General features: G+C 35.2%; 9 protein-coding genes. 6 read left to right on the top strand and 3 right to left on the bottom strand.

Annotated elements, in window-relative coordinates; all coding sequences use genetic code 11:
• Nucleotides 1-11: 11 nt before the first annotated feature.
• Both LNQ81_RS00710 and LNQ81_RS00705 read left to right on the top strand, forming a co-directional pair.
• Nucleotides 12-1,433, top strand: coding sequence for a LysM peptidoglycan-binding domain-containing protein (locus LNQ81_RS00710; RefSeq protein WP_229944247.1), 1,422 nt, complete (start codon nucleotides 12-14; stop codon nucleotides 1,431-1,433).
• Between the two features lie 13 nt (nucleotides 1,434-1,446).
• Entirely contained in the window at nucleotides 1,447-3,108 is a 1,662-nt protein-coding gene (locus tag LNQ81_RS00705; RefSeq protein ID WP_229944246.1) for an MBOAT family O-acyltransferase, read from the top strand.
• Nucleotides 3,109-3,184: 76 nt separating this feature from the next.
• Here the strand turns inward: LNQ81_RS00705 and LNQ81_RS00700 are convergent, their stop codons facing one another.
• Together LNQ81_RS00700 and LNQ81_RS00695 are read right to left on the bottom strand one after the other, a co-directional pair.
• Entirely contained in the window at nucleotides 3,185-3,658 is a 474-nt protein-coding gene (locus LNQ81_RS00700) for a DUF4265 domain-containing protein (protein ID WP_229944245.1), read from the bottom strand.
• A gap of 105 nt (nucleotides 3,659-3,763) precedes the next feature.
• Nucleotides 3,764-4,723, bottom strand: coding sequence for an SMP-30/gluconolactonase/LRE family protein (locus tag LNQ81_RS00695; RefSeq protein ID WP_229944244.1), 960 nt, complete (start codon nucleotides 4,721-4,723; stop codon nucleotides 3,764-3,766).
• Nucleotides 4,724-4,887: 164 nt separating this feature from the next.
• Here LNQ81_RS00695 and LNQ81_RS00690 point away from each other — a divergent pair, with 164 nt between their 5' ends.
• The 4 genes from LNQ81_RS00690 (at nucleotide 4,888) to LNQ81_RS00675 (ending at nucleotide 8,314) form a co-directional block, all read left to right on the top strand.
• Nucleotides 4,888-5,451, top strand: coding sequence for a hypothetical protein (locus tag LNQ81_RS00690; protein WP_229944243.1), 564 nt, complete (start codon nucleotides 4,888-4,890; stop codon nucleotides 5,449-5,451).
• Nucleotides 5,452-5,534: 83 nt separating this feature from the next.
• Complete coding sequence (locus LNQ81_RS00685; RefSeq protein WP_229944242.1) at nucleotides 5,535-6,662, top strand: SPFH domain-containing protein; 1,128 nt, start codon at nucleotides 5,535-5,537, stop codon at nucleotides 6,660-6,662.
• Between the two features lie 104 nt (nucleotides 6,663-6,766).
• A complete protein-coding gene (locus LNQ81_RS00680; protein WP_229944241.1) occupies nucleotides 6,767-7,855 on the top strand; it encodes a TFIIB-type zinc ribbon-containing protein in 1,089 nt (362 codons plus the stop codon).
• A gap of 9 nt (nucleotides 7,856-7,864) precedes the next feature.
• Complete coding sequence (locus tag LNQ81_RS00675; RefSeq protein ID WP_229944240.1) at nucleotides 7,865-8,314, top strand: hypothetical protein; 450 nt, start codon at nucleotides 7,865-7,867, stop codon at nucleotides 8,312-8,314.
• A 50-nt stretch (nucleotides 8,315-8,364) separates the two neighbouring features.
• On the opposite strand, the gene purL is transcribed toward LNQ81_RS00675, so the two are convergent.
• The gene (gene purL, locus LNQ81_RS00670) at nucleotides 8,365-12,036 is read right to left on the bottom strand and encodes a phosphoribosylformylglycinamidine synthase (RefSeq protein ID WP_229944239.1); all 3,672 of its coding nucleotides are present in this window, start codon (nucleotides 12,034-12,036) and stop codon (nucleotides 8,365-8,367) included.
• Between the last annotated feature and the right edge of the window lie 131 nt (nucleotides 12,037-12,167).

The raw sequence follows: 12,167 nt of genomic DNA, 5'->3' as shown, positions 1-12,167 counted from the left end.
AAAAAATGAAAATGAAAAGGAATAAAATTGCTGTTTTTGTGGTAGGTGTTTTATTTCATATTAGTTCTTTTGGACAATCTCAAGGCAATAGTACTTACCAGTATGATGTGTATAATGGGGATCAGGATAGTAAAGAGATAATAGGAAATAAAATTTATTACACAGAACAATTGAATACATTCTTTAGCAAGTTACAAAAGGTAACGCGCACGAAGAAAGGGAAGATAAACATTGTTCACATAGGGGATTCACATATCCAAGCTGATTTTTTCAGTGGGAGAATGAGGGTTCTACTTCAAAATAAGTTTGGTAACGGAGGTTTAGGATTTGCTTTTCCATATAAATTAGCAAAGACTAATGGTAACGCTTTAGTTAGATATTCGTCTAATGCAGAGTGGAATAGTTATCGAAATATCTACCCCGTTAAAGAATATAATGTAGGATTAAGTGGTATCGCTTTAACTACTATAGATAAGAATGCAGTGATAGAGCTAAGTGTGCGCGATGCTAATTACGGTTTTTCTCGGATGAAGGTATTTACACCTTCTAATACGAAGGACTTTAATGTAGGGACAGCTAGTCAGCGTGTGTTCTTAGAGTCTTCTGCTCCTAAAAAGGTCTCTCATCAGATCAAGAAGGGAGAGTCATTAACAGGTATTGCTAATAAGTATGGTGCTTCAATAGAGTCTATTAAAAAGGCGAATAATATGAAGACTAATACAATACATGCAGGAAAGAGATTGTCTATCCCAACGAAGCAGAAAGAGTCAGTGGCTGTATCTAATACTATGTTTAATGAGTTGTCAGGGGAGAAGAACGATGTATTCTATACTTTTGAAATAGGAGAAGAATTAGATCGTATTTACTTCTATTCTAATAAGCAAGCTGAAGCTTATGACTTAAATGGTGTGGTGCTAGAGAACGATAAGCCAGGAATACTGTATCATACGATCGGTGTTAATGGGGCTAAGTTTTCGGATTATACGAAGTATGATCTGTTCTTTAAACAATTAAGAGGTTTAGAGGCAGACTTAATAATCGTATCTATGGGGACGAATGAGTCTTTTGATAGAATGGATGCAAAGACATTCCAAGATCAGGTTAATGCTTTTTTAGCAAAAGTAAAAAGGGTAGCTCCTAATGCTAATGTATTAGTGACTACACCACCACCCTCATATTTTTCAAAAGACAATCCTAATCATATAGCTGCTGAACTAGCGAATGAACTAATCATTAATGGTATCAGTGGTAAATATGCTATCTGGGATTTATATTATAATCTAGGAGGTACATTAGGTCTTTCTTCTTTAAGGGAGAACAGTATGTTATCCAAAGATCTAGTACACTATACTGTAAAAGGGTATGAATATACAGGAGACCTGTTTTATGAAGCGCTTTTAGAGGCTTATAACCAATTTGTTAAACAACAATAGTCTTCTAACTTAAATGAGTCTATTAAATATCGAAATACCAAGTATAACTGCTGATCAAGTAATCAGTTGGTTTACTTTTAATCCTAAAGAACCGTTATTATTTAACTCGGCTTTGTTCTTAGGGATTTTTATTGTGTTTTATCTCTTCTATATATTGATGAGAAAAACCTTTCATATCCGCTTGTTATATGTGACATTGTTCTCTTTGTTCTTTTATTACAAGTCAAGTGGTATGTATTTTATCATCTTGATAGGATCATCGCTGATGGATTATTACTTTGCTAATATTATTAATCATACGGTTAATCTAGCGAAGAAGCGACTGCTATTGACGATAAGTATCATCGTGAATCTTGGGCTATTAGGGTATTTTAAATATACTAATTTCTTCTTGGATGGGATTAACCTATTCGCTAATACAAGGTTGCACTTAGATGATATAATATTGCCAGTTGGGATATCGTTCTTTACGTTCCAATCGATTAGTTACATCATTGAGATATACCGAAAAGAGATAGAGCCAACTAAGAACTTCTTAGACTACTTATTCTTTATCTCATTCTTCCCACAGTTAGTGGCTGGACCTATCGTACGCGCTAAAGACTTCTTGCCACAGATATATAAGAATATATATGTATCTAGGGAGTATGTAAATGAAGGTCTTCTGTTAATCATAGGAGGGTTATTAAAGAAAGCAGTTATCTCAGATTATATCTCGATTAACTTCGTAGATCGCGTATTTGATTCTCCTAATAGCTATACAGCTTTTGAGAACCTTATGGCATCTTATGGTTATGCTATTCAGATCTACTGTGATTTCTCAGGATATTCTGATATGGCTATAGGTATTGCGTTGCTGATGGGATATAGACTTCCTATCAACTTTAATGTACCTTACCAGTCTACCTCGATTACAGAGTTCTGGAGAAGATGGCATATATCCTTATCTACTTGGTTAAAGGACTTTTTGTACATTTCAGTAGGAGGAAATAGAAAGGGTAGTTTCGGTGGATATTTATTCCCTGGTTTATTCTTTATAGGATGTATCGCGTGGGGAGTATATTATATGAATACAAGTATCATACCTCTGATATTAGCTATTGCTTCAGTAGTGGTATTCTTACTTACATTCCTTTTAGCGAAGGATAAGAAGAAGAATATGTACACTAACTTTAACCTTCTGACGACAATGTTATTAGGAGGGCTATGGCACGGAGCTAGTTTGCGTTTTATCGTTTGGGGAGCCTTACACGGTATTGCATTAGCGATCCACAAGATTATTATGGAGTTATTTCCAAGAGCAAAAGGAGTGGAACCAAATATCTTTTGGAAGATATTCTCTGTCTTCTTGACCTTTAACTTCGTTACATTCTGTTGGATTTTCTTTAGAGCGGGATCTTTTGATATAGCCCTTGATATTATTAATAATATTGGAAATCTAGAGTTTGATTGGAGTGCATGGACTACTATTGCGATGGGGTATAAGAATGCCTTTATGCTTATCGGTATAGGATTTGTGTGGCACTATATTCCTAAGTCGTGGATGGCAATACCAAACCAACTGTTTAATGTTGCACCAATGTTCGTTAAAGCAGTAGTGTTGGCATTTGTGTTTTGGATTGTCTATGCTACAGCAACAGCAGGACCACAACCGTTTATTTACTTCCAATTCTAATAAAAAAATTATTATATAAATACAAACGCCCGATTCACTGAATCGGGCGTTTGTATTTATATTTATAATGTACTGATTAGACTTGTCTAAGATCAGCACTGTGCTTCGGTGATAATAATGGTTCTGCAAACTCTATTACTTTCTCATCTTCTAGAGCACTTAGGATAGCATATACATTTCGATAATCAGTTTTACTAGGGACATTGATTACGAAGTATTGATCATTACATACTTCTATCTCTGTACCTGCATATAGAATCTCGTTATATAAGTCTTCTCTGTTATATTTGTCTTTTAGTACGATAACTTGTGCAGTCGTATTCCCTGATGGAGTAGCAACGTGGCGATAAGTCAAACAGTTTTCCTCACTGTCAAATTCGGCGAAAACAATATCATCACAAGAAAAATCTGGACCATAGAAAGGGATGTTATCTACCTGATATAACCCTTTTTGCTTATCTATTGTTTTTCCCCAAAAAGTCTCTACAGTATTTTCTTCTAAGACATCACTATAATATCTAACTAAGATTTGTTGATATTGCTCTTCCATTGTGTATTAATATTTGTTCTATTTGTTTTAATCTTTTGAATAAACTTAATAGCTAATTCGCATCAAAGATAAGTCAATCTAAAAAATATTATATCAAAACCATACTTAGTTTCGCAATTTTAGTTTGAGTAGCTTATCGTTTGCTGTAATGTATAGTGTTTTAAAATCATGATTAAAGACACAATTAGAAGCTAGTTCAGTAAAATAAATTCGAGCAATTAGCTCTAATTCTTTATTGAATATCCATATTCCATTAGGTCCAGTCGTATAAATATTACCAAACTTATCTGTCTTTAGCCCTTTTGGGAAATCTTCAGAATCACTTATGAAAGGTGTATAGTCAAAAGTATTAATAGAATCAGATATATTCTTTTTGACAATATTGTACTTGTGTAAGTAAGCTTTCTTTTTATCTGAACACGTCAGGAACACGTGCTTATTATCACTAGAGAATGTAATCCCTGTTATTGGTATTGGATTACTTAGGAGTAGTTCTAACTTATTCTTAGCGTCTATTCTAAACAAACCATATAAAGAGCTTTTACTAGGTTCTTGTTCAGATATAGTATCTGTAAAGTAAATGTTGTCTGTATTATCTTCTGTAAATATTGAAGGAGTTACTAGTACATGTTTTTTGGGATTGTTAATCCATGTCGTGAAGTTAAATTTAGGCTCTCTAATAGCTGCATTCATTTTAGCAATTTTCTGTTTGCCATATAGAAACAAAGTTAGGTCACCTGTTTTATTAAAAAGCAATGCACTTGAGCTAAGTTCTCCTTGTTTGGTATTTTGACCAATGAAATCAATTGCTTCTAAATAAGTTTTAGTTTCTTTATAGTGTTCCTTCCAGTAGTGTATTCTCTTATTAGGTAAGTCTGTAAATAGCAATAGATTTTCTGTGTCAACCCATACAGGAGAATCTGTATATTGAAAACCTTTTGCTATTATTTCTACAGAAGCATTATCATCTAATACTAACTGAGCAATAGGATTAATAATGTCAATCTCACCTATGTTTTTTCTACTTTTGGCTGTTGTGTTATTATGTTTAAAATTCTTATTCATAATAAGTTGCTTAAAAAATACAATGAATAAATATACTAAAAAATGTTAACTAAGTACTTGTGGTATAAAGATTTATTATAAGTTATTTTAGCAGTCAAAGTTTGTTTATAATTAAGGTAAAATAAGTTATCTTTAGCGTAAGAGTAACTGTTTAAAAGTATAGGATGATTAATTTTAAAATAAATAGTACAGAATCATTATCTCAAGCTTTTATAGCATTAGGTATTGTTGACTTTAAACAAGCATGCGAATATATAAAACAACTGTCCTATAAACGCAATAAGGATAGAGATAATCTACTGAATGTATTAGAAGAGCAGAAGGGGGTATGTAGTACCAAACATGCTGTAATACGCAAATTAGCTTTAGAAAATAATCACCCTGAAGTAGAATTAGTATTAGGGATATTTAAGATGGATGCAGACTATGCACCCGCTATTCGTGCTACATTAGAACAGGCTGGTTTAGATTATATCGTAGAAGGACATACTTATTTAAAATATAACAATCATTTTTACGATTATACAACTATAACGAGTGATTACGAATTGTTTAAGGATAAAGGGATTAGTGAGGTAATCTATGAGTATAATCAAATAGGTGATTTCAAAATCAATTTACATAGAGAAGCCATTCAAAAATGGTTAGATATAACTCCTACTATTGCTTACTCATTAGACAAAATATGGACAATAAGAGAGCAGTGCATTGCGGACTTACAGTTGTAAGGCGTTTAGTATTTATAAAATTAAAGCATAAAATTAGTTACAATTAAAATAAAATAACTACTAATAAGAAAAAGAAAAAAGATATGAATTTGTTTAAAAAATTATCTGGAGAATTCATTGATATTATTGAATTCTTAGATCCTACACAAAATACGATAGTACACCGTTTTGAACGTTTTCAAAACGAGATAAAGAATAATGCAAAGTTAGTTGTTCGAGAAGGACAAATGGCTGTGTTTATCAATGAGGGGCAGTTAGCAGATGTATTCAGTCCGGGAACACATACTCTAAATACACAAAATTTACCTATTCTATCTACTTTAAAAGGATGGAAATACGGATTTAATAGCCCATTTAAGGCAGAGGTATATTTCGTAAGTACAAAGACATTCATTGATCAACGATGGGGAACGAAGAATCCTATAATCTTAAATGATGATCGCTTTGGGATGATAGAAGTGAGATCTTTTGGAACATATACATTTAAGATTGCTGATCCAGGTAAGTTTATCAAAGAGATAGTAGGTACATCAGGTACATTTACGACAGAGCAAATTAACGATCAGTTGCGAAGTGCTATTGTTACTCGTTTTACAGACTCTATAGGAGAGGCTAATCTGCCTATCGAAACGTATGCAGCAAACCTGAATGAATTGTCATTGGCAATCTTTGCTTATATGAAAGATGATTTTGAGGTATATGGTATGGATGTAACGAAGTTCTTAATTGAGAACGTATCTATGCCTGAAGATATTAAGAAAGAGATCTTTGAGTTAAGCAGATTAAATCACGTTGATTTAAATAAGTTAATGCAAATGAAGGCCGCTAAAGCGATGGAAGCTGCGGCTAATAATCCATCAGGAGTAGCAGGTGCAGGAGTAGGAATGGGAGCAGGATTTGCTATGGCTAATCAGTTTGGTCAAGCAATGGCTCAAGGACAAACGACTACACAAGGTCAAGGTGCTCAACCTGTAGCCAATACACCTCCGCCAATACCAGGTGCGGTGGCTGTTAGTTACTTTGTCGCTGTTAATGGACAACAAGCAGGCCCATTTGATTTAGAAGGATTAAAGCAGATGGCAGGCAATGGTCAGTTATTAAGAGATACCCTTGTTTGGAAAAATGGAATGGGAACTTGGGAAAAAGCAGGAGAACAAGGTGATTTGAGTGCTATATGGGCACAAACACCTCCTCCGTTACCAAATATGTGATTTAAATAAAATAGGCGTTAAAACTAATTATAACGTCTATTTCTATTGCTTCCTTGAAGTGATAAAGTACAAAAGGAATATAGTATCTATTAATATCTATAGAAGTGTCATCAGAAGAAGAATTAAAGCTGAATACATCAGAGTCTACACCTTGTAATTCTTGTGGAGGACCGATGTCATATAAGCCAAGTGCTCAAGCCTTGGTATGTGAGTATTGTGGCAGTGTAAAAGAAATAGAGCAGGGGACAGGAGTTCTGAATGAGCATGATTTCGTTAGTTTTATGGAGAGCTATGAGAAAGAGAGCTTTAGTACCACTAAGGTTGTAGAATGCAGTAGTTGTCATGCTACTTCTACAGTAGATGAAAACCTGAAGTCGATGGCATGTCCTTATTGTGCTAATCCTTTAGTAGAACAAGATATACACGAAGAAAGATATATTAAGCCAGAGTATGTCGCTCCTTTTGCAATAGACGAGAATCAAGTGGCTTCTAAGTTACAAGAGTGGATAAAAGGATTATGGTTTGCGCCTAATAAAATAAAGAGAGGGATATTCTCTGCTGATAATTTAAGGGGAGTATACGTGCCTTTTTGGACGTATGATATGCAGACTTATACCCAGTATCGTGGAGAGCGTGGAGATGCTTATTATGTAACTGTTGGTAGTGGTGATAATAAAAGAAGAGAACGCAGAGTATCTTGGTCAAGAGTGAATGGTACAGTGTCAAACTTCTATGACGATGTATTAGTAACGGGAAGTAAGACACTTGATGTGAAATTACTAAGTTCTATCTCTACAGGTTGGGATCCAAAAGCAGTCCATAAGATTAAGCCAGATTATTTAAGTGGGTTTATTACCCAGAAGTATCAAGTAGACGTAAAAGAAGCTTATGATAAGGCAAGGGATATCGTGTATCAGTATGAAAGGGAAAGTGTAAGAAGAGATATTGGAGGGGATGAACAACGTATACATAATATGAATACCGAACTGTCAGCTATTACTTTTAAGCATATCTTATTACCACTATATGTGAGTTCATTTGGCTTTGGAAATAAGCAATATACCTTTTATGTCAACGGGGTAACAGGTAGAATAACAGGTGAGCGACCTTATAGTACTATGAAAATAGTCTTGGCTGTTTTAGTAGGATTGATTGTTCTTGGATTCTTGATTTATTTGTTTCAGGATGCTTAAATTAGAGTTATGAGAAATAACTTTAAAATATTAGGTAAGGTAGTATTAGTTGTACTTGCTGTTATTGCAATAACAATAGTTGGTTGGTTTTGTTATCTTACTTATTTAGATCGATCAAAACAACCCTCTCAATTGTCTGGTCAGGAAGAGACGATAGAAGTGATGTATGTGAATTGGGCTTGTGACTGTGCAGATTTTATCGATACATCTTTACTTGTAGAAGGGTATGAGATAGATGCTAAAGACTGTATGTTTATAGAGCCTGTTTTTAAGGAAATATCGATTAATGAAGATACTTTGTATAAAAAACAATTTAACTATTTCATTAAGTTAAAAGGACAGTATTACATCGATGAAGGTGTACCTGATAGTTATGAGCGCAAGGTTAGTGAACCTATGGCAGCTCCTAATAAAGCAAGAGTATTTCGATATAGTTCATATGAATATGTGAAGAAATAAAACAATAAAGCCTCCCATAAGGAGGCTTTATTGTTTATATAAGCTATATATTATTTAGCGTTGTTTTCTTCAATCCACTCACGTGCGTTAGTGAATGCTTCCATCCAAGGAGAAACTTCATCTTTTCTTCCTTCAGGATAGTTAGCCCAGTGCCATTGGAATAATGAACGCTCGATGTGAGGCATCATTACTAAGTGGCGTCCTGTAGTATCACACATCATCGCTGTGTTAAAGTCAGAACCATTAGGGTTAGCAGGGTAAGCGTCATAAGCATACTTTGCTACGATGCTATATTTATCTTCTGTCTCAGGTAAGTTGAATTTACCTTCACCATGTGAAATCCATACTCCTAAAGTACTTCCAGCTAAAGTAGAAAGCATAATAGAGTTGTTCTCTTGGATTGTAACAGAAGTAAAGTTACTCTCGTGTTTTTGAGAGTCGTTGTGTTGCATCTTACCGTGTACTTCGTGCTCAGGGTTGATTAACTCTAACTCCATAAATAACTGACATCCGTTACAAATACCTACTGATAAAGTGTCTTTACGAGCAAAGAAGTTTTTCAATGCTGTATTTGCTTTCTCGTTGTACATAAATGCACCAGCCCATCCTTTAGCAGATCCTAATACGTCTGAGTTAGAGAATCCACCTACAGCTCCGATAAATTGGATATCTTCCAATGTTTCTCTACCAGAGATAAGGTCAGTCATATGTACGTCTTTTACATCAAAACCAGCTAAGAACATTGCATTAGCAACTTCTCTCTCTGAGTTACTACCTTTCTCGCGAATAATAGCAGCTTTTGGTCTTGGTTTCGAAGCGTCAACTACAGGTTTCTTACCGTCAAACTGAGCAGGGAAGCTGAAGTTTAAAGGTTGTACTTTATAGTTGTTATAACGATCTGTCGCTTTGTTATTCTTTGTTTGTTTTTGGTCTAATAAGTAAGACGTTTTAGCCCAAGTATCTCTGATAGCAGGTACGCTAAATGTAAAGTTATCTATTCCATTAGTAAATGATACTTTCTCATCTGTAGTCACTGTACCAATCTTAGTAACGATTACTCCTTTAGCAGCTAAAGCTTGTTCTAAAGTAGCATCGTCTTTTGCTTGAACGATAAGCGCGATGTTCTCGTTGAACAATGCTTTTACAGTATCTATTTCGTTCAATGCTGTTAAGTCGTATTTCGCACCTAAATTAGTATCAGCGAAAGTCATTTCTAAAAGAGAAGTAACTAAACCACCACTTCCAATATCGTGTCCAGCAGCTATTTGTTCGTTAGCTACTAATTCTTGAATAGCGTTAAAAGCATTCTTGAAGTAAGTACCGTCAGTAATAGTTGGAACCTCTTGACCTATTTTGTTTAATACCTGTGCAAAAGAAGAACCTCCTAATTTGAAGTTGTCTTTAGACAAGTTGATATAGTAGATAGAACCAGCGTTTTTCTTTAAAGTAGGTTCTACTATTTTAGTAATATCTGTACAGTTAGCTGCAGCAGAGATGATAACTGTACCAGGAGCGATAACCTCGTCATTAGGGTATTTCTGCTTCATAGATAAAGAATCTTTTCCTGTAGGGATATTGATTCCTAATTCGATAGCGAAGTCAGAACAAGCTTTCACAGCTTTGTATAGACGAGCGTCTTCTCCAGCATTGTTACATGCCCACATCCAGTTAGCTGATAATGAAACATTCTTAATTCCTTCTTTAAGAGGAGCCCAAACGATATTAGATAAAGCCTCTGCAATAGCATTTCTACTTCCTGCAGCAGGATCTATGATCGCTACGATAGGAGCGTGTCCTACAGTAGTAGCAATACCTTCTTTACCTTTATAATCAAGTGCCATAGCACCTAAGTTGTTAAGTGGTAACTGTAATGGACCTGTACATTGTTGTTTAGCCACACGACCACCTACACAACGGTCTACTTTATTAGTTAACCAATCTTTAGAAGCTACAGCTTCTAATTGTAATAAGTGGTTTAAGTATTCTTCTACTTTGTTTACAGAGTAATCTAAATCAGCATACACACGGTTGATTGTTTTATCATCCATGATTGTTTTAGGAGAACTACCAAACATATCTTCGATAGCGAAGTCCATAGGTTTGTCACCTTTAGTTTTAGACTCAATAGTGAAACGGTGATCATTAGTAATCTCACCTACAGTGTACATTGGAGCACGTTCTCTCTCAGCAATCTTCGCTAAAGTATCGATGTCTTTTTGACCGATAACTAATCCCATTCTTTCTTGAGATTCATTACCGATAATTTCTTTAGCAGATAGGGTAGGGTCACCCACAGGAAGGTTATCTAAGTTGATATGCCCACCTGTTTCTTCTACTAATTCTGACAGACAGTTTAAGTGTCCACCCGCACCGTGATCGTGAATAGATACGATAGGGTTATGTTCAGCCTCTACCATCGCACGGATAGCATTAGCAGCACGTTTTTGCATTTCAGGGTTAGAACGTTGGATAGCGTTTAACTCGATACCAGAACCAAAAGCACCTGTGTTAGCAGAAGATACTGCTGCACCACCCATACCGATTCTGTAGTTCTCACCACCTAAGATTACCACTTGGTCACCTACAGATGGTTTGTGTTTTAACGCTTGGTCAAGTTTACCATATCCGATACCACCAGCTTGCATAATCACTTTGTCAAAACCTAATTTACGAGCTTCTTCTTCGTGCTCAAATGTAAGGATAGAACCTGTGATAAGTGGTTGTCCAAATTTGTTACCAAAGTCAGAAGCACCGTTAGAAGCTTTGATTAAGATATCAATAGGCGTTTGGTATAACCACGCTCTTTCGTCCATTGCTTGTTCCCAAGGGCGGTTCTGTTCTAAGCGAGAGTACGATGTCATATAGATTGCTGTACCTGCTAATGGCAGTGAACCTTGTCCTCCAGCCAAACGGTCACGTATCTCTCCTCCTGATCCTGTAGCAGCACCATTGAACGGTTCTACAGTAGTAGGGAAATTGTGTGTTTCTGCTTTTAATGAGATTACAGAGTCAAACTCAGTCTCTGCATAGAAGTCAGGTTTGTCTGCTGATTTAGGAGCGAACTGCGTTACTCTTGGTCCTTTGACAAAGGCAACGTTATCTTTATACGCTGATACAATCTCGTTTGGATTTAATTCAGACGTTTTTCTAATTAATTTGAATAGAGAAGTAGGTTGTTCTTCTCCGTCGATAATGAATGTACCATTAAATATCTTGTGACGACAGTGCTCAGAGTTAACCTGAGAGAATCCGAATACTTCAGAGTCTGTTAACTTACGTCCAAGTTTAGTAGATAATTCATTTAGGTAAGTAATCTCTTCGTCGTTTAAAGCTAAACCTTCTTGTGCATTGTATTTAGCGATGTCTTCAATGTAGTTAATTGTTTCAGGATCAATGTTAATAGTAAAGATGTCTTGGTGAAGTGCATCAAACTCTTGTAATAACATTGGGTCAAATGTATCACTATCTTCTGCTTTTACGAATTCCTCAATACGGATAATCCCAGTGATTCCCATATTTTGAGTTATCTCTACTGCATTGGTACTCCATGGAGTAACCATTGTAGCACGTGGACCGACAAATTTAGCATTGATTGTTTTCTCGTTGATGTGCTTGGCATTGCCAAATAACCAATTTAACTTTTGGATATCTTCATTAGATAAGTTGTTCTCCACTTGTACAGTGTAAAACTTTCTCGAAGGGTTTTCGAAGAAATAAATCATTACGTTAAGAATATTTAGTTGTTGTTGTAATGCACAAAAATAGTCTAAAAAATAAGATATTAAAAATTAATATTTGTTTTACCAATCAACTTTAGGATTGCAAAAAACAATTTAGTTATTAGTGAAAAAAT

Source organism: Myroides oncorhynchi (genome assembly GCF_020905415.1).
Lineage (GTDB): Bacteria > Bacteroidota > Bacteroidia > Flavobacteriales > Flavobacteriaceae > Flavobacterium > Flavobacterium oncorhynchi_A.
This window is presented reverse-complemented; position numbering and strand designations above follow the sequence as displayed.

What these genes read in the sequence shown, in the direction of transcription:
- LNQ81_RS00710 (WP_229944247.1), top strand. Translation starts at nt 12, where the DNA reads ATGAAAAGGAATAAAATTGCTGTTTTTGTGGTAGGTGTTTTATTTCAT.
- LNQ81_RS00675 (WP_229944240.1), top strand. Translation starts at nt 7,865, where the DNA reads ATGAGAAATAACTTTAAAATATTAGGTAAGGTAGTATTAGTTGTACTT.
- purL (WP_229944239.1), bottom strand. Translation starts at nt 12,036, where the DNA reads ATGATTTATTTCTTCGAAAACCCTTCGAGAAAGTTTTACACTGTACAA.
- LNQ81_RS00685 (WP_229944242.1), top strand. Translation starts at nt 5,535, where the DNA reads ATGAATTTGTTTAAAAAATTATCTGGAGAATTCATTGATATTATTGAA.
- LNQ81_RS00695 (WP_229944244.1), bottom strand. Translation starts at nt 4,723, where the DNA reads ATGAATAAGAATTTTAAACATAATAACACAACAGCCAAAAGTAGAAAA.
- LNQ81_RS00705 (WP_229944246.1), top strand. Translation starts at nt 1,447, where the DNA reads ATGAGTCTATTAAATATCGAAATACCAAGTATAACTGCTGATCAAGTA.
- LNQ81_RS00700 (WP_229944245.1), bottom strand. Translation starts at nt 3,658, where the DNA reads ATGGAAGAGCAATATCAACAAATCTTAGTTAGATATTATAGTGATGTC.
- LNQ81_RS00690 (WP_229944243.1), top strand. Translation starts at nt 4,888, where the DNA reads ATGATTAATTTTAAAATAAATAGTACAGAATCATTATCTCAAGCTTTT.